Source organism: Shewanella holmiensis, from assembly GCF_025370255.1.
Lineage (GTDB): Bacteria > Pseudomonadota > Gammaproteobacteria > Enterobacterales > Shewanellaceae > Shewanella > Shewanella holmiensis.
This window is the reverse complement of the sequence record NZ_JAMTCD010000013.1, coordinates 29,896-47,614: the sequence shown is the minus strand read 5'-3', so window position 1 is coordinate 47,614 and position 17,719 is coordinate 29,896. Positions and strand designations below refer to the sequence as shown.

Genomic DNA, 17,719 nt, shown 5'->3' with positions numbered 1-17,719 from the left:
GGAATTCAATAATGAAATGGTTACCTGCTAAGTGGGTGTTAGATAAAGAGGCAGAACTATCATTTCAACAATCTTTAAATCAACGCTCACGCACAAATGCAGTAATGATGAGTTACATCTTAATTACGGTGTTGCTATTTTTTACCCTTTCTTCATTTGCAGCCGCTAATTATACTTTCACCGATATCTTAACCCGTATCATCAGCCTCATAATTGCAATGGTAATGATTTTCAGTATTAAAAAATCAGCCGCCTGTTACCTTGATTCGATAATGTTATTTTTTGCGGTACTGTTTACCCTCATCAATGGTTTATTCTTTTATAGCTATGCTATTAATCATCAAGAGCTTCATGAAGGCGGCCCTATGCTGTCAGCCATTTTTATTACAGCCATTCCCATACTTCACTTAGGGCAAAAGTTCATTATTTGGCTGTTGCTGGGTGTCGCTCTGCTTATAATCCAATTCAACACCGAGGTGGATATCATTTGGAGTATAAACTTCTATGTGATGACAGTTGCCATCATGACCGCGATGCAATATCAAACGGATGTGCTGCTGAGAAAACAATATAAATACGAGTTAATTCAAGCACAAAAGGCGCAAACTGATGAGTTGACAGGAATTCATAATCGCTATAATTTCGAAAAGCAATTCTCGACTCTGTTACATAATTTAAAACAGGGGCAGTACCTTTCATTGGCTATGATCGACGTTGATCACTTTAAAAAATATAATGATCGCTACGGGCATTTAATGGGCGATAAAGCCTTGGTCAGCTTTGCCCAGTTACTTTCAATCCAAGGTGCCGATATGGTGGTGCGCTTTGGTGGCGAAGAATTTATTTTGGTTTCTGTTAGTTCAAATCAAAATCAGCACTGGCTTGAAGATCTCCCCATGCAGCTTAAGCGGCTCGAGATTGAGCATAGCGATTCAGCAACCGGGTACCTGTCAGCATCAGCTGGGGTGGTAAGTGTTAGTGCCAATCAGCGTCATCTAGTTAATAAAACCAAGCTTTTAACCTTAGCCGATCGCTGTTTATACCAAGCTAAAAAAGCAGGTAGAAACCAAGTGAGCCGCCAAAAGGTATCTCTTTAAGAATAAGACTTAAGTTACGGTTGAGGCAAAAGTTGAAGTTGATGCTGAGAATAAACTTGAGTTCACCGCCAAATGGCATCATTCAGAAGGGTATTTGGTTTATGGGCGCATCGCTGGGTAACTTAATACCAGGGGTAGCAGGATAAATTAGTACTTTACCGATGCAAGAATTATTGACTATTGTGGCGAGCGTTTCATTGATTGCAGGCGTGATTTATTTGTTAAGCTCGCCCTTGGAGAGGCACGTAAAAGTAAACGTGAAAGCCAAAGAACTTGTGATTGATTAATCGTGGGATAAGTGGTGGGTAAATGAGTGGAGAAATTGGGTCTAGACGAAGTAAGTAGTTTCGTTCAAATGCTAAACGAGAACCTTGGTACTACATCACTACGTAGCACCAAGGATACAGCTAAAAGGGCAGTTAAGCGGCTGATAAACATAAGTCTTTGAGGCTGCTGAAGTCTCACTGCCACCCGTTATTCTGTTAGGGAAACACTCAAACCAAGAACCGCAGCATTGCCCAACCAGGTCAAAAACACAGCAACTTGGTTGAGCAAAATAGGTGAATATTAGAAAAAACTGTCAACAAACACCGCTTTGCGCTGAGTGTCATTGGCCAGAAAATCTTTGATAACAGCAATATGGCCTTGTCCAGCAATCACCAAAACTCGCTTGCTCGGGCTGGCCGCTAGTTGAATGTTGGCATACATGCGAAAGTTTCTGTGCCACCAACTTGCCGAAGCATCTGCGCCAACAAAGTTATCGCCAGCACCCACTTCATTGCTGAGTAAGTAAATGGATTGATTCAGCCGATATTGTTGTTCTGAATTCATCGCACGCAACACGCCTGCCAGGCTCAATGTCTGATGCATTTCGTTACTTTGGGCAGTAACCTCCGCAATCAAGGTATCAAAAGCCGCTTGAATGGCCGGTGCCTTTGTTGGCATTTGTTCAAACAGCTGCTCGGCATTCCAATGTATTTCCTGCTCGTCGAAGCAGCGCACGGCGCTACCGCCTGCGGCTTTAGCCACCCTGAATCCGAGTTGATAACTCTCATTCACTGGCAGTGTAAATTCGCCTTTTAAATACTGTTGATATTGCTCATCAAGCTTACCCTGAAAGCTTATAGGACACTCCAGCAAAACATCTGTTGGGGTAAAATCCTTCGCCAGTTTTTGGCTGAAGGTTTGTAAATACTGCTGACTGTCAGCAGAGGTAACATCCAGCACAGACGTTTTTACCGTGTCCAAACCAGGGTTAGTAAAGTGAAAAGTACCCAGTAACATAATTTGCGCTGGCTCTTCAGCACGAACAGTTTGAGCTCCTATTAACAGTGTGGTTGCTAGACAGACTAAAGCGGATATTTTTTTCATCGAAATAACCTTATGAGTTTTTGAAATTAAACATCAATTAGCGAAAACTATGCCAAGGGCGAACTGTGCAGTCCAATTGATGGAGAGTGGTTTCACTTGAGAATTGTCCATAGCGTGATGCGTACTTCCTTATCGGTTTAATTTATCAGTTTGATCTTAATGCAAACATTCTGCGTTTGAGTCGAGGCATTGATGGTTAATAACCGTGTTTGGAGGCGAGTAAGCCTTCGATACGCTTTAAACTTGCGGTTATTTCGACAAGCTGGCCGAGTAGCGCATTATCGTTTGTGATGGGGAGTGCCTCAGGTTGTGTGGGGATATTATCCAAGCGTTCCTTCTGCTCCAAAATCTGTGCTCTAAAACCTGGTGCATCGACTATGCCTACTAGGCTGATTAAGGCTCCCGCTCCCGATTGTCCTGCGGTTTCGACGGTGAGTTTATGTAATCCCATGAGCCGCATAATCGGGCCTTGGATTAAGGCGATATCGGTGATCTTATCTAAGGGAACGGTATTTTCGGTGCGGGTTAAGATTCCCCTACGCACGATCAGTTTTTTGCTGGTGAGACCTGCGCTCATATTGCTGATATAGCGGCGCGTTCCCCATAAGCCGAAAGGAAACCAGAGTAATAATAATGGGATACCAATAATACTGAGGGTGAAATAAGCCGCCCCAGAGAGCAACCAATACAAGCTTAAATTGGCCTCAAATTCCGCTTCATGAATGGTGTTATCTTGCATTTTCTTTCCAAGTGGCTGCCCAGTGTTATTATCTTAAGAAAATACACTGTTTTTGTTGTTAACAAAACAGTAACTTCACTGAAGTAAGTTTTTTGGAAAAGTGGGGATCCCTCAGACTCTGCCCCCACTTATTTTTTACCCTTTTTGTGACAAATAGGCCAAAATGTCATTGCATAATAATGACTTGTATCAACGCGTGTCATTTGTCGTTAGCCTAAGTAAATTGCCCTTTGGTTAATCAATTTATCTTTAGCGGCTATTTTTAATGCTAGCTGCGTGGAATTGACTTGCTATAAGCCCAGCTACTGGCGCGTATTCTAGCGAATGTGGTTATTCATCTTGCTTTGGATGCGATTCGTAGGGGCTCATCCATCAAAGATGATAATGGCTTTGGTTAAAGTGGCGTTACTATACTGTTAATCTGTGAATTTACGAGGTTCGTGCGTGTGAGTTCACTCTCTGATTTCATTTTTTGAGGTAATACCCAATGAGCAAAGCAAAAACAATCTTACTTGCGACATCTTTAAGCCTGCTAGCATTAACGGGTACTGCGAATGCAAGCGATTTAACCTGTACTGTGGCAGGTGGTGAAGATATCGTTATGAATAATATTGATATTCTACGCACTAACCAACCTATTGTTAAAATTGATGGTGGTTATAAATCGCCAATTTTAAGCAATATCTATCGCATTGATGGTGTCGATGGCGTCGATATTAGTGATACGCCAACGTATTTATCTTATGAACATTACCCATTGGCTGACCATCAGCTGGCTGCAACGGTTCAGGTTTATGGTAAAGACGCGGTGAAAGGCCTTTGTATTGTAACCGATGAAATGTAAGCCTACTTATTTCTTTGAGGTGTTTAATTGGATCTAACGCCAAATAAATCAGCTGTTAAGGTGGCACTTGCTGTGTCTCTTTCTGTGTGTTGTGCGCTTTGGTTGCAATGGGACAAGCCTTATTGGTCTGGCATGGCGGTGATTGTTATCGCCATGAGTGAGTCACTTGGGCATGCCATCAAAAAAGGTCAGCATCGACTTATTGGTACCAGTGTTGGCATTGTTATTGGATTACTGCTAATTAGTTTTTTATCTCAAGAACGTTTTCTGTTTTTGGCCTCGCTGTGTGCTGTGTTAGTTGTGTGTGTGTTTATGACTAGCGATGAAGAATACGGCGATATCTATCTGACTGTTTTTATCTCTTGCGTTGTGGTTGCCAGTATTGGTGGGTTTGATAGCCAAATCACTTTTAATACTTTATTGTTGCGTTTACAAGAAACCCTATTGGGGGTGGTGGCTTACACGTTGGTTTTTCGTGTGTTATGGCCGTGGGATACCGAAGAGATTTTTTTCTTACTGTTTAGCCAAACTCAACAAAAGTTAATTACCAGCCTTGATGACTTAGGGCATTTTTTAGCGACTGAGCCAGATGAGGGCTTGCTTAAAAAGGCGATTAAAAAGTCAGACCATCGCAATAGTATCAAGAAGTTAAATGAGTATCTTAACGTGCCTTTAAAGGGCAGTTATCAATTACAAAACCAGCATAGGCAGTGGAAAATACGTGTTAAAGCCATGTCTGTTGCCCAATACTATCTGTCATTTATACTGCAAAATATTTCCAGCTCAACACCGTTGATGATCCAGCAACGGCGGTTAAATAAAGCCGTGAATTTTTTAAAAGATGCAGAAAACGATACCCAACCGGCCACCATTAGCACTGAATATATATTGCAGGCTTATGATAATTTGCCGTCAGACGCTAAACCTGAGTTTATGCGCCCTAGAAATTATCGTCTTGATGCGTTAAAAGCATTGAAGGCGTTAAGTATTTTTGTGACGGCGATATTTATGTGGATTTATCTTCCCATTCCAGACAGTTACCTTTTCCCACTCAATGCCGCTATATATGCGGGGTTGTTAGCGACTATGCCCGATCGCGTCCTTAAACACTGGATGTTGGGTTATTTAGGTTTTGGGATATTGTTTATTGCCCAGTACGTATTGATCATGCCTTTGATGACGGAGGTTTGGCAATTAGCCTTATTTTACTTTATTAACACTTTCATTATTTGGCGGGTGGCATCAAAACCACAGTTTGTTATCCACCGACTAATTGGGGGGAATTTAATGATGATGATGACCATGGGCGCCTTACATAGCACCCCAACGTTTGACATTGAAACATCTTTAATCATGCTGATTTACATCATGTTGAGCTTGGTATTGGTACAATTTTATACTCGATTATTCAGTAATAAAATCGCACAACTTGGCAATTAATCATGAGTGGGTGTTGGGGCTATTCGTTGTTTTCCCAGCATATAACTTGATTTCTACCCGCTCCTTTAGCTTGGTAGAGGACTTTATCTGCCCTTGCAAGTAAATCGAGGTGTGAGCAAGGCACGCTGCTATAACTTGCGGCTATGCCAATACTAATGGTGATGTTGAATTGGCTTTTTTCAAATTCTATTGTCATAGCGGCAGCTTTTTTACGCAAATTGTCTGCCATTAGGCGGGCCTCTTCTAGCGGGATGTGCGGTAAGCTGATGATAAACTCTTCGCCACCAAAACGGCCAATGATAGTCCCATCTTTAAATGTGTTGCGGCATAAGGTGGCAAAGGTTTGTAAAACATGGTCTCCAGCTAGGTGACCTAATCTGTCATTGATGTTTTTGAATAAATCTATGTCTATGATGAGTAATGACAGGGGCTGATTTTGTTGTTGGCAGCTGAGTAAGGCTTCTTTACTCAGCAGAAGACACTGACGTCGATTCAATAAGCCTGTTAGCACATCAGTGGTTGCTAATGCTATTAGTTCTTCTTCATGTTGTTTTCGTTCACTTATGTCAAGCCCAATCCCTTGATACCCTATGGGTTGACCGTCATCGGAAAGTATCAATCTGTCTGTCCATTGAAACCATTTTCTGTTGCCAAGACTGTCAGTACCACTGTGTTCGTGGGTTGAAATAGGATTGTCTGGGGTAATACCTGCAAGATGAATTTTGGCTCTTTCAATGTTTTCAGCATCCATCACATCATAAATACTCATTCCTATGATGTCTTCTGCTTTAGCACCAAAATAATTACATACAGCCGCATTCGCTAGGGTGACTATGCCCTCTGTAGTGTAGCGATATATTAGCGCGGGCATGTCTTCAACAACGGCGCGGTAGAAGGCTTTTTCATTTTGCAGATCTTTTTCAATCTGTTGTTTCGATCTAGATACCAGGATAACAATCAGTATTTCAAGCAAGTTGTTATCCAGATCAAACACTGGGGAGTAACGTAATGATAAGTCGATACTCATTTGCTGGTTTGCTAGCGTCAGCTGCGACATTTGGTCTGCTTGGGTTTGGCTAGCACGTAACCATGGGGTGCCTTGTGTTGCGGGGGCTAAGGTGGTGATGATATCAAGCCATTGTTTACCGCTGAGATAATTGTCGTGTTGCTGGGAGGATAATGTGGGTAAAAACGACTGAAATAACGTTTCAAGTTCAGCATCAATGGTGCTGATGGCAAAGTATTTATCCAGCCTTAACATGCCACTTTGTGGAAGTTCGACTAACTTATTTACGTGATTTCTACTGCTGTGCGATGGGATTGCCATAGTCATCCTTCTAAGGGGTACGCTACATTGAAATGCTAGCAAACTCGTTGAGTAAGATTAGATTGCAACCACTTAGCAAATAGCACCTTAAGTTGGGGTGCCGTCATTAGCGTTCTCTTTATTGGTGCAATTGTATTGACTCTATCGATTAAACACAACCAAACACTGATTAGTATATTTCAAGGCTTATGCTTTGTTAAAACCTTCTAAAGATGAGGCCTTCAGCGAACGTCTCTTTACGGTTATTGTTGATATGCAGTAAGGGGACCTCGCTATTTATGCAGACTTGGATTAATCTTTAAGCATCATCCGGTATAAGGAGTAATACCATGAAAGTCAGCGATATTATGACCCCAAATCCTGTCTGTATTAGCGATGAGGCCAGCTTGAAAGATGCCCATCAATTGATGCAAAGTCGCAATGTGCGTCATTTACCGGTGATTTCAGAAAACACCGGCGAATTTATTGGCATGCTGACCCACAAAAAGATGATCGCCAGTGTGCTAACTATGCTGAATAAGTATGGCCAAGGGGCGCTAGACCGTAAAGAACGCTACACACCAATTGCTGATGTAATGGAAACCCAAGCGCAAAAACTAGCGCTAGATGAGCCGCTTACTGTGGTGGTGCAATATTTTATTGATAACAAGCTAGGTTGTTTACCTGTGATTGATGCGCAAAACAAAGTGCTTGGCATTGTGACCTCATCAGATTTTGTGAAGTTGTGTCAGCGGTTGTTATTAACGCAAAAATAACAATCAAATGATTTAACGCTGCAGCGAATATGCTGTGGCGAAAACTTAATGGAATACATGATTAAGCGACTAATAGGGTCGCTTTTTTGTTGGGTATAAAAAGGGGCTAAGCGCATTAGTCACCAGATCTGATACAGATAGGGTGTTTTACGTTGTGCTAAACATCATTTTCTATTAATCAGAAATAATGTTTTAGCAAATCAGGAGTCCACAAAAAAGCCCGAAGTAAAAAACTTCGGGCTTTTTATTTTTATTAGCTTATCGATTACAAAGTGTAACGAACACCAATTGCTATACCGTCTTCTTCTGACATTGACATTCTTGCTTCTTGTGCTTTGTCTGCACTGGTAAAGTCGCTGAAGTCTTTACGGCCTTCTACATACAATACTGTGTTGGTATCCCATACATAGTGTAAGCCAACTACCACAAACTGGCGCTTGAATACGTCGTTAGGGTCAGAATTAAAGTTTGGTTGAATAACATAATCATCACCCGCATCTAAAATGTTGTATGACACAAATGGACGTAAACCGTTGTCAAACTTGTATGAGAATAATGTTTCAACACCATAGGCATCTTTGATTAAGCGGCCTAGGTTATCTGTGTCATGGTTTTCTTGTTTATTGACGTTAGCGGCAGCATATAGGCCATTATTGTCCCAGTTGCCCCAGGTAATACCAGCACCGTAAATTAAGTCGATAGCCGTTGTTTGCTCACCATTACCAAAGGTCACATCAAACTCACCTCGGTTTACACCCGCGGTAAAGGTTAATTTGTCTGTGGCGTTATAGGTTACTGAGCCGCCATAGGTGTAATTAAATTCAACTTGTTGCGCTTCTTTTGCACCGCCAATGAACTCTTGCTCACAGTCAGATTGGCTTATTTCTTCGGTTGTATCACAAGTATAGAAGCTGCTGTTTTTAAGCTGAGTTTGAAGAGCGAAGCTGACGTCGCCAAAGCTGTTGCGGTATTGAACGGTTTTGTCGCCGCGACCGACACCATTTACTGCACCATCATCTTTGTTATAAGTGTATACACCCGCGGCATTACCATCCCACACAAAGCCGTAGTTGGTGTTATAAACCACATCGTACCAAGCACCCCATTGTTTACCTATGGTTAATGAGCCATAGCTATCATGTTCAAGCCCAACATAACCTAAACGGTTATAAAAGAACTCATCTTGTACTGATTCAAAGCGGTTGTTATAAACAATATCGCTGTTACCAACAGGGTTAACGCCCCACTCTAATTTAGTAAACGCTTTCCAGCCATCAGTAAGCTCACGATTAAAACCGAAGTTAATACGTGACGCACCATTAACAACTTCAGTTTCGCCCTGAGTATTAATGATACGGGCATCAACAAAACCGCCAATTTCTACTGCGTTTTTATCATCCTTGTAAATTTCAATTGCCGATACTGTTGGCGCAATAAAAAGTGCTGAAAGTGTTGTGGCTATGAGTGTCTTTTTCATTGGGGGTTTTAACCTTTTAGTTTGAGTCTGTAAGCTGTATCTCATTGTTTTATGCTTACTTGAGTTACGTACGAGATTAGCAAAAGATTATCAATCCCTCAAAGATAAAAGACACTATAACAGCTGATTAACATCAAATTTTCTAACTATTTAACCGATGATGTACAGAGTTAAATGCTAAAAACATACGATTCAAACAGACAATGAACAAATATTACATTGGGTTAACATCGGTTTTTTGTTTTAATAGCTTTATGATGACAAGTAAAATGGAGTAAAAATGATATTAGCTTGCCCCCATTGCGATACGTTAAATCGCGTGCCTCAAGAGCGCCTTGAGCAACAACCCACTTGTGGTAAGTGTAAGCAGCGCCTTTTTATTGGCGAGCCAATTGATCTTACCTCCGCTAATTTTAGCTATCATGCCAATAAATCAGAACTGCCTTTGGTTGTGGATTTTTGGGCGAGTTGGTGTGGACCTTGTAAAAGTTTTGCCCCAGTCTTTTCTCAGGCTGCTCAAAAGTGGGAACCCACATTTCGCTTCGGTAAACTCAATACTGAAGAGCAACAAGCAATAGCGGCTCAATTTAATATTCGCTCTATTCCAACCTTAATGGTATTTAAGCAAGGTAAAGTGATAGCACAGCAATCGGGTGCAATGCCTGCCTCATCATTTAACCAATGGCTTGAATCGTTGCGCTAGGCTTCATATGGAAAGGCTTTAATCAGATAGGCCAGTTTTGAGTGAATAAAAGGATGGTAATGAATCGCGCTTTTTATCAATGAGCTAAGTACCGCTGAATTTTGATTGTCAAACTTGTTTTAATTTAACTGTATTGTTCACGGTAAAAATTCAGCTTAAGCATTAGATGTCTTGTATTTAAATAAGTGAATTTTTTGCAACAAACTACAGTAAAACATCTATAAAACCCAACCGTTCCGAGTCATTTATTTTTACAGAGTAAATTAATTTGTATTGTAAAATTAAGTGTTTATGATAATTTATCTCGTACTAATCATCATGATGGAATATGAATGCGTTACCTACTTGTCACGTTACTGTTAACTTTATCTGGTTGTGCAGTTCAGCCTCAACCTTTTAGTGTGGTTATTGATCCCTTATCGCCTTCTAGTATTCGTTATAGCGGCGAGATTAACCCTGAAAATGTTACTTTATTTGAAAAGCTGATTGCCAATGCTCCCACAAGAATAGATTCATTGATCATCAATAGTGGTGGCGGAGATGTTTTTGCTGGCATTCGATTTGGTGGGCTTGTCTATCAGTACAAATTGAAAGTTGTGGTTGATAAAGTATGTGCATCATCTTGTGCAAACTACGTCGTGACAGCAAGTGATGATGTCATCGTTAAAAGCGGTGGATTACTAGGTTGGCACGGAGGTGCCTTGCAACCATTTTATCAATCTTTAATGTTATCAGAAAAGCAACGATCTGAAGTTAAGTTAAGTGCACAACAAGCTGAGTATATAACTCACTGGCGTAAAGCTGAGGAGGATTTCTTTAAGCTGATCAAGGTTAATCAGACTGTGACTGTGTTAGGTATGATGCCTGAGCTTGTGGATAAAAGAGATGCTCCATTATTTAGTTACGATCAGCAAACCTTAAAGCAGTTGGGATTAAATATTACTTTTGAAGGTGAGCAAGCAACAACTTCAAGCTCTGGTGATTATATGGTGCAAATTTTTAACTTATCACCTGATGTATTAGACATGTTGCTCATCCAACATGATAAAAGGTTGCTGAATAACTGAGCTTAGTTATAAATTAAGTGAGGGTATATCCAGACCTCATTTAATAATTTACTTTCGGTTGTTAATATCGTTTGTAAGCTTACATTTATCGTCTTTGTATTTCTGAGTAGATTTCGACTTTGATAGCTTGGCATTATTCACTTAATGCTAGCTAGCCCTATCAACTTGCCTTGAGAAAGATGCTTTTATCGCTAAAGGTAACCCGAAGTATCGATTAGCCCTGATATTAGCAACGCCAAAGACCGTCACATAACCTGCATTTATTACCGTTATTGCAATAATTGACCATTCTCAAGAACTCAACGTATCGGACGGGCTAAGCTAACTGAACTAATGCACTATTTCAACGAAGCTACGATTTCACGAAAAAAAGCAATGGTTTCGTGTTTAGATATTAACGCATCTTGAAAGCCTAAATCAGCGCTATTTTTGACTATCACGATATTGTGTTTTTGATTGATGTAAATATATTGCCCATACACCCCAACACAAAAAAACTCTCCAGCTTCAGCTTCGGGGGGAAGCCATATTTGATAGCCATAACCCAGTTTATCAGCCTGCGGTTGCAGGTAGTCGGCTTGGGCTGTGGTGGCGGCTTTTATCCAATCAGCAGACACAATTTGTTGTCCATTGTACAAGCCATTGTTTAATAATAAACGGCCAAAGCGGGCATAGTCGCGGGTGGTCATATTCAAGCCACCTAAAGCAAAAGCCACGCCTTGAGAATCAGTTAACCAATAGGCATCGTCTTCCATGCCAAGCTGGCTCCACAGGGTGTTTTGTAACAATTCGACTAGCGACTGACCTGATACGCGCCTGACTATCATGCCTATCACATGGGTGTCCATACTGACATAGTGGAAGGTTTTGCCTGGTGTTGATTCATTAACAAGCTCGCTGGTCATCTGATCTAACGAACCGCCAATCGCTAAAACGCGGCCCATTTTATTGATATCAGAATAAAAGTCTTGGTAATCTTCATTCCACTTTACGCCTGAGGACATTTGCAAAACCTGTTTTACTTTTACCTTGGCATAACCCGAATTAGCCAGTTCTGGCAGGTAAAAATCGACAGGTTGCTCGATATCAATTTTGCCCGCATCTACCTGCATACCAAATAATATCGATACAAATGATTTTGCCATTGACCAGGAGATGCGTTTGTCATCGCTATGGGTGCCTAAAAAGTATTGTTCGTAGCTAATTTGGTCGTCTTTTAACACTAACAATGCAGTGGTGGCTCGGCGGGTTAAAAAGGCTTGGGTATTGGTCGATTGGTTTTTGTAAATAAATGATGCAGGTAAGGGATGCAAGTTGCTTTTAAACACATAAGGCGTGCCTTGTTGTTCAATTGTTTTATTAAAAAATACCGTTTTCATCTGGGAAAAGTTGTTGACGATTAATGCTTTATCAAACAGGGTGATGACGCTGTATAAACGGTTAACGGTCTGCCAATTAAATGCAATGAGTAGGGCGAAAACGATCACAATGCTAATTAGCGCAACTTTGATGTACTTTAACCAAGTAGGCATCGAGATTTCCCAATAGATAAATTAATGTATGTTCAGTAACCTAGGGTCTGTTGATCTTTCAAGGTTGTTTTTGCAGCGAATTGTTGGCCAATTATACAAGGCAGAGGCTTGGCTGTGTAGTTATTCTACATAATAAGCCGATAACGAAGTAAAAATGGCCAACAAACGCTGTCCGAAGGATTCGGCTAAAAACGAATTACGCTTTGTTGAGTGAACTTTGCTTAGATTGCTAGGCTTCACTCCACTCGCCGCGCTTAATTCGTTTTTATCTCGAACAAAATTCCACCAGCAAAGATCAACAGACCCTAGCGTTATACCTCAGATAAATCAATTCATTCATCGTATGGTTCACTATTGAAGGGGGTTAATTGTGTTATCTAAAATGGTCGTTAATGTTGAGCGGCATACTTCATCAAATTAATATAGTTGTCGACATAGTAGATATGGCTATTCAAGGCTAAAAAATCCACTAACTCTTCATGAGCTTGAGCCGTTACCGATAAGTAGTCTCCGCCTACACCATGAAAAATAATATTCACTAATAAAGTGTCACTGGATTGCTGCTGAATATATTCGATAAGCTGTTTACCCGTTTCACCTGCGGGATATAGGATTGGTGTAAAACGAGGGTCAAGGCCATGACCTTTGATGGCAACAAAAAGGTGCCTGACGTTATCAAGGTATGGTTGGCCTTCAATTAGCAAATCACCGCAGGGCACGGTATAAGTCCGTTCAGTTTTGCCATCAAGGGTGGTTAAAAAAGCATTTGCCTGTTCGAGCTCCATCACCATCTGCTTGACGGTGTAGCGGTCAAGATTGTGTGCCTGTTGCACCCACTCTCGGTTAGGTAATGAAGCGCTACAAGGGTGATTAACACTATGGTTACCAAGCTCATGACCATTCAAAACTGCGGCTTGCCATTCAGCTTTTCGTTGTAGTAGCACGGGTGAATTAATGACCACATAAAAGGAAGCCTTAAGGTTACGTTTATCCAATGCAGGTATGACATTATCTAACTGACTATTCAAGGCATCATCATAGGAAAGGCTTACCGCTAGCTTACTGCCATTGGGCCAGGTGAAGTGATTAGCAGGAGCCTCGGCATAGCTAAATATTGAACACATTGAGGCAAAGGTAATCAGTAAGCACTGATTTAGGTTATGGATGCTGAAGAGTATTTTTTTCAACAAGATTACTTTTCCGACAAGAGTGCAAGACGGATAATAGATTCGATAGTGGAAGATTGCTCGGCTGCAAACTCTACCCCAAATTCAACACCCTGCTTAAATGGCTTAAGGTTACACACTTTGCACGATAGGGTGAGGGTGGCTTCTTCTTGATCGTTGTCACAAAATTTAGCACTGACTAACATGTCTTCAATAATGCTATCTACGCCTCCTTGCGCAAGATTAATGTGACAACCTGATAACGACACATCTGTCATTATGGCCTGATATTCTTTGCCATTGGTGCTGATGGTGCAATTAAGTTCGGTTAACACTCGTTTAGTGGAGCGTAAATTATGGATTACCATAGTGTCAGGGAAATGTAATACCAATATTTTGGTCGGGGTGCTTAAGGTTTGCTTTAAGGTGGTTTGAAAAGCAATCACAGAGGCTTCGTGGCCTTCAACTAATCCCCGGACGGTTATGGGGACATTTTTAATGATGTATTGTTCGTGCTTGCCAAGCTTGGCTGAGTCGGGAAATTGGATAAGAATAAATTGTTGGGGGAGATAACCGATAAAGGTGGTTCTGAAGCGTCCGATTTCACCGGTTGGGGTGGATATATCAATATTAACCGGCGTACCCGCCAATAAAAACTTAAATGCGTTTGTGTGATTATTATTTTTGGTGCTGACTTGTTTGGTTGCCATACTTTGTCCATTTGGGGCTAACGCGTTTAACGTTTTCGCTCAGTGTATTAATCCTAGCAGATAATGAGTATTACTTTAGTGGATTAAGATGAGCGGCAATTAAATCCGTTTAAAATCTTTATCTAGCATGTTGCTCAGTAGTAGTTTTCCCGCTGGGTTGACCCTAAACTCGCCATATTTGGCTTTGGCAAACTCTTCTGCTCGGCCCTCTTCAAAGAAAAAGGCATTACTGGCCAGTTTCACTCTGCCGCTTCGCACTCGATATTGAATTAACTGTTGATTTGGCAGCAACGCTTGCCCCTGATAAAGCGCATCAAATTGAGCAAGTTGATGTTGTGCTAGGGTAACAACAAATAAACCATCATCATTTTCTTGGTCTGTTGCTTGGCTAATGTTGCTGCTGATTTGGTAGTTTAGTGCCATATAGTCCCCTTGCATTAGCGAGCGAGGATCGACAGGTGCGAGTTCAAACACCACAATGTCGCCGTTAGCCAGTTGTTGCTCTTGCTGATAAATGCGGAGGTTTACCAGTGCCAATATGGCTAAAGCACTGAGTGTCACCCCAATCGCGCTTTTACTGAACGTCATGGCGTTGCTCCTTGTTTGCTATTGTTTTGCCAATCGATAAAGCCATCGTCAAGCGGATCAGCAATAACACCACACCACTGGCCATTAACCATAATGATTTGTCGAATAAGTTAATGTGCAGCGAGTAGTAATATAGGCCGATAAAGCTAACTAATGCGCCGATGGCAAGGGCAAGGAGTTTGAATTCATTGTAGAAGTAACCTAATAACAGCATCAATAATGCTGTACTGATCCCCGCCATGGGAATCGATAATAAACTGATTAATATTGCGCTTAATATGGCGATAAATTTAACTCGGCTAAGCTGTGCTGTGTTTGTTAGCTCAATAGGCTGGGTGCTTAACTGATTAAATACTTGGTTGATTAACCACAGTGCAGATAACAGTACCATAGCGACAGCAAGGTAATGACTAAAGCGGGCGTCAAATGTCATCAGTATTTGGGGAAGATCCATCCAGCGGCCTATATCGGATAAAGCAAAATGGGTAAACAGTAAGTTAAGGCTAATGGCGTACCCTAACATCCGTAGGCGCTGATAACTCTGTGGCCATCGATAAAGCTGCGACCACACTAGCATTAAACTAACAATTAATAGTGGCAGAATGAGTTGGCTGAGTTGGTATATTACCAATATGGCTAGCAAGCAAGGCACCATAGCGATAGCGGCAATAAATTGATTGGCTTTGTGTGGAATAAGCCACCAATGAACAGCAAAAAGCACAGCGTACATTAAAGCTATAAGGCCATCATCTATGTGTTTTAGGGTGTCGTGAATTCCCCAAAGCATCATCAATTGGCCTGATATGCTAAAGGCAAATACCATTTGTAGTATAAACTCTTGGTTATTTTCACCGACTCGATAATAGGTTAAACAGCTAAGTGTAATGATACTACCCATCGCTAATATCGACTGTTCCATGTCGTTAACAGAAGCGATGCAGGCTATTACAAATGCCAACACAAATAATGCCGCAATCCACCCGCCAAGAATTTGGGCACCTATTATATACCAGGGGCTTGATAACTGAATCGCAGGAGCTGTGCTGTTGTCAACCACGCCCTGATTAACGAGTGATTGCCATAACTGCGCCTGTGCTTTGTGCATAGGGCTTTTATCTGGGTTGTTGATTGTTTTTTTGATCGGGTTGTTGATTGGGTCATTCATCACAAAAATCCCCCTGGCTAATGGAGGCTTTGGCGGTAAATTCGTGTTGAATTAGCTTCAACCAATATAAGCAGCCGCTAGTGAGGCCGATAATAATAATGGCGATGAATAGGAAAATCCCAACAGGAACATTACTGTCAAATAATCCTTTTGATAATAACGACACAATGGTCGCACAAAGGCTGATTAAGACTAAAGTGAGCGGATAAAGCGCTGGTAAACGATAACGATAGTAGCCAAATAGCGTGGCCATTATGGTTAAATACACCAAGATGTAAAAACCTGAGTGGGCGGTGGAGTTAAAATCGAAAACCACCCAAATCATCAGCCAGCTTAAGCTAACAACACTTGCTAATAAGCTGGTGGCCTCTACTATGGGGCATTGGAAACGTGATCGACCCGCCCATGTTAACCTGCGCGCTAGGCTAAAAAGCAGATGAATAGATAAGTTCATTAAACCAAAAACAGTAATGACTTGAATGTGTTCTAGATGTACCCCGAATAGCTGTGAAAATGAATCAAAATAAATACCTAAACTGACATTAATTAATGCCACAACCAGTAGCCACAATAGGTCGAATCCTGCGATAACCGCAAAAGGTAAAATAAATAGTGCCCATAGGGCAAACAATTGCCAGGGATCAGCTCCTGTTTGATAGGTTTGTCCGACTAATGCTAACAGAGCGCCAACCATCATACTGGCACCCAATAACATGGCGTTGGGTAAGCTCCAGCTTGCATGTAGAGCAACAAATTGAGTTGGTTTTGAGGCATTTTCTACCCGATTAGCCAGATAAAACCCGCCAATAAAGGTCATAAATAAACCTTCAATAATTGCAAACTTAGTCAGGTTGGCTAATGTATCCCAATTGAATGCCATGAAAAATATCACCCCTGCACTAAGCAATAAAATGCCAAGAAACAATACCAGATTAGCAATCAGTAGCAGCCAATTGTGTTGTGTCGGATGAGGGTAAGCCACGAGTATGGCTGCATTAAGATTATGGGGAGCGATTTTACCTTCAGTAAACCATTGCCAAATATCTGAACGTTTTCTAATTATCATTCCTGTTCCTTGGATTTAAACTGAGGATGATTAAGACTGCTTCACAATGTGCGGATCACGGTTTGTGGCCCATTGATGGTAGCTATTGGACTAACTATTACACCACTTCCATTTTATCTGGTGATGGTGGGATAGCCACATCTTTTAGCGAACTTCGCAGACTTAAACCTGAAGCGATACTGAGTTGCCATTAGTCATGGTGCGGTATTGCTATCATTGTTGTGCAAAATATATCAAATGTAGCCACGCGATTCCCTTTGATGAACAACGGCATAATGAAAAAAAATTGTCAGGATAGCAATGGTATTCATCAACAATTATTGCTGTTTAAGCGGGAAGAAATGAATGATTAACTACACGGATATCTTGATGGCATAAATAAAGCCAGTTTCCTCGATTTCTCTTATTCATGGCATTTACTTTAAGCTGTTAACGCCATGAATGATGGCGCTTAGAAAGTAATTGATTTGACTGTCGTTACGATAAACATCAGCTTGCTACCTGGCATTCCTGCAAATCGGAAGTTGATAGAGTTTGCGCCTTTATTCTTTAATATGATTTTAAGTTAATTCACATCTGGGTGGGGTAATGGGGATGTGGCGAAGAACAATAAAAAGAGGACATATAGTCCCCTTTTTGATGGTTATTGATTTTTATATAAATAGATAAAAG

General features: G+C 41.1%; 17 protein-coding genes. 7 read left to right on the top strand and 10 right to left on the bottom strand.

Features of this window, described 5'->3' with window-relative positions; all coding sequences use genetic code 11:
• Window positions 1-11: 11 nt before the first annotated feature.
• On the top strand, window positions 12-1,097 hold the full coding sequence (locus tag NE535_RS11135; protein WP_261298713.1) for a GGDEF domain-containing protein: 1,086 nt from the start codon (window positions 12-14) through the stop codon (window positions 1,095-1,097).
• Between the two features lie 567 nt (window positions 1,098-1,664).
• Here NE535_RS11135 and NE535_RS11130 read toward each other — a convergent pair.
• The gene (locus tag NE535_RS11130) at window positions 1,665-2,468 is read right to left on the bottom strand and encodes a DUF5694 domain-containing protein (RefSeq protein ID WP_261298712.1); all 804 of its coding nucleotides are present in this window, start codon (window positions 2,466-2,468) and stop codon (window positions 1,665-1,667) included.
• 196 nt (window positions 2,469-2,664) lie between these two features.
• Entirely contained in the window at window positions 2,665-3,207 is a 543-nt protein-coding gene (locus tag NE535_RS11125; protein WP_261298711.1) for a PH domain-containing protein, read from the bottom strand.
• Between the two features lie 487 nt (window positions 3,208-3,694).
• Here NE535_RS11125 and NE535_RS11120 point away from each other — a divergent pair, with 487 nt between their 5' ends.
• Window positions 3,695-4,051, top strand: a complete 357-nt coding sequence (locus NE535_RS11120) for a hypothetical protein (protein WP_261298710.1) — start codon at window positions 3,695-3,697, stop codon at window positions 4,049-4,051.
• A gap of 27 nt (window positions 4,052-4,078) precedes the next feature.
• Window positions 4,079-5,491, top strand: coding sequence for an FUSC family protein (locus NE535_RS11115; protein ID WP_261298709.1), 1,413 nt, complete (start codon window positions 4,079-4,081; stop codon window positions 5,489-5,491).
• Window positions 5,492-5,510: 19 nt separating this feature from the next.
• Here the strand turns inward: NE535_RS11115 and NE535_RS11110 are convergent, their stop codons facing one another.
• Window positions 5,511-6,818: a sensor domain-containing diguanylate cyclase gene (locus tag NE535_RS11110; RefSeq protein ID WP_261298708.1), complete on the bottom strand. Its 1,308-nt coding sequence runs from the start codon at window positions 6,816-6,818 to the stop codon at window positions 5,511-5,513.
• 329 nt (window positions 6,819-7,147) lie between these two features.
• Between NE535_RS11110 and NE535_RS11105 the strand changes: the two genes are divergently transcribed.
• Entirely contained in the window at window positions 7,148-7,573 is a 426-nt protein-coding gene (locus NE535_RS11105) for a CBS domain-containing protein (RefSeq protein ID WP_261298707.1), read from the top strand.
• 265 nt (window positions 7,574-7,838) lie between these two features.
• On the opposite strand, the gene NE535_RS11100 is transcribed toward NE535_RS11105, so the two are convergent.
• Entirely contained in the window at window positions 7,839-9,050 is a 1,212-nt protein-coding gene (locus tag NE535_RS11100; protein ID WP_261298706.1) for a porin, read from the bottom strand.
• 280 nt (window positions 9,051-9,330) lie between these two features.
• On the opposite strand from NE535_RS11100, the gene trxC reads away from it, so the two are divergent.
• Both trxC and NE535_RS11090 read left to right on the top strand, forming a co-directional pair.
• On the top strand, window positions 9,331-9,753 hold the full coding sequence (gene trxC / locus NE535_RS11095; protein WP_261298705.1) for a thioredoxin TrxC: 423 nt from the start codon (window positions 9,331-9,333) through the stop codon (window positions 9,751-9,753).
• Window positions 9,754-10,085: 332 nt separating this feature from the next.
• On the top strand, window positions 10,086-10,820 hold the full coding sequence (locus tag NE535_RS11090) for a Clp protease/crotonase-like domain-containing protein (RefSeq protein WP_261298704.1): 735 nt from the start codon (window positions 10,086-10,088) through the stop codon (window positions 10,818-10,820).
• 338 nt (window positions 10,821-11,158) lie between these two features.
• On the opposite strand, the gene NE535_RS11085 is transcribed toward NE535_RS11090, so the two are convergent.
• The 6 genes from NE535_RS11085 to NE535_RS11055 all read right to left on the bottom strand — a co-directional run bounded on the left by NE535_RS11085 (window position 11,159) and on the right by NE535_RS11055 (window position 17,047).
• Complete coding sequence (locus tag NE535_RS11085; protein WP_261298703.1) at window positions 11,159-12,352, bottom strand: serine hydrolase domain-containing protein; 1,194 nt, start codon at window positions 12,350-12,352, stop codon at window positions 11,159-11,161.
• 389 nt (window positions 12,353-12,741) lie between these two features.
• Entirely contained in the window at window positions 12,742-13,539 is a 798-nt protein-coding gene (locus NE535_RS11075; RefSeq protein WP_261298702.1) for a polysaccharide deacetylase family protein, read from the bottom strand.
• Window positions 13,540-13,544: 5 nt separating this feature from the next.
• Window positions 13,545-14,228, bottom strand: a complete 684-nt coding sequence (locus NE535_RS11070; RefSeq protein WP_261298701.1) for a PilZ domain-containing protein — start codon at window positions 14,226-14,228, stop codon at window positions 13,545-13,547.
• 99 nt (window positions 14,229-14,327) lie between these two features.
• A complete protein-coding gene (locus NE535_RS11065) occupies window positions 14,328-14,816 on the bottom strand; it encodes a GDYXXLXY domain-containing protein (RefSeq protein ID WP_261298700.1) in 489 nt (162 codons plus the stop codon).
• Window positions 14,803-15,981, bottom strand: coding sequence for a DUF4401 domain-containing protein (locus NE535_RS11060; RefSeq protein WP_261298699.1), 1,179 nt, complete (start codon window positions 15,979-15,981; stop codon window positions 14,803-14,805). Before NE535_RS11060 ends, NE535_RS11065 begins: the two co-directional genes overlap by 14 nt.
• Window positions 15,974-17,047, bottom strand: coding sequence for a DUF2157 domain-containing protein (locus NE535_RS11055; RefSeq protein WP_261298698.1), 1,074 nt, complete (start codon window positions 17,045-17,047; stop codon window positions 15,974-15,976). Before NE535_RS11055 ends, NE535_RS11060 begins: the two co-directional genes overlap by 8 nt.
• 26 nt (window positions 17,048-17,073) lie before the next feature.
• Here NE535_RS11055 and NE535_RS11050 point away from each other — a divergent pair, with 26 nt between their 5' ends.
• Entirely contained in the window at window positions 17,074-17,241 is a 168-nt protein-coding gene (locus NE535_RS11050; RefSeq protein ID WP_261298697.1) for a hypothetical protein, read from the top strand.
• Window positions 17,242-17,719: the final 478 nt, after the last annotated feature.

Coding starts and splice junctions, on each gene's coding strand:
- NE535_RS11135 (WP_261298713.1), top strand. CDS start 12: ATGAAATGGTTACCTGCTAAGTGGGTGTTAGATAAAGAGGCAGAACTA.
- NE535_RS11130 (WP_261298712.1), bottom strand. CDS start 2,468: ATGAAAAAAATATCCGCTTTAGTCTGTCTAGCAACCACACTGTTAATA.
- NE535_RS11125 (WP_261298711.1), bottom strand. CDS start 3,207: ATGCAAGATAACACCATTCATGAAGCGGAATTTGAGGCCAATTTAAGC.
- NE535_RS11120 (WP_261298710.1), top strand. CDS start 3,695: ATGAGCAAAGCAAAAACAATCTTACTTGCGACATCTTTAAGCCTGCTA.
- NE535_RS11110 (WP_261298708.1), bottom strand. CDS start 6,818: ATGGCAATCCCATCGCACAGCAGTAGAAATCACGTAAATAAGTTAGTC.
- NE535_RS11105 (WP_261298707.1), top strand. CDS start 7,148: ATGAAAGTCAGCGATATTATGACCCCAAATCCTGTCTGTATTAGCGAT.
- NE535_RS11100 (WP_261298706.1), bottom strand. CDS start 9,050: ATGAAAAAGACACTCATAGCCACAACACTTTCAGCACTTTTTATTGCG.
- trxC (WP_261298705.1), top strand. CDS start 9,331: ATGATATTAGCTTGCCCCCATTGCGATACGTTAAATCGCGTGCCTCAA.
- NE535_RS11090 (WP_261298704.1), top strand. CDS start 10,086: ATGCGTTACCTACTTGTCACGTTACTGTTAACTTTATCTGGTTGTGCA.
- NE535_RS11085 (WP_261298703.1), bottom strand. CDS start 12,352: ATGCCTACTTGGTTAAAGTACATCAAAGTTGCGCTAATTAGCATTGTG.
- NE535_RS11070 (WP_261298701.1), bottom strand. CDS start 14,228: ATGGCAACCAAACAAGTCAGCACCAAAAATAATAATCACACAAACGCA.
- NE535_RS11065 (WP_261298700.1), bottom strand. CDS start 14,816: ATGACGTTCAGTAAAAGCGCGATTGGGGTGACACTCAGTGCTTTAGCC.
- NE535_RS11060 (WP_261298699.1), bottom strand. CDS start 15,981: ATGAATGACCCAATCAACAACCCGATCAAAAAAACAATCAACAACCCA.
- NE535_RS11055 (WP_261298698.1), bottom strand. CDS start 17,047: ATGATAATTAGAAAACGTTCAGATATTTGGCAATGGTTTACTGAAGGT.
- NE535_RS11050 (WP_261298697.1), top strand. CDS start 17,074: ATGATTAAGACTGCTTCACAATGTGCGGATCACGGTTTGTGGCCCATT.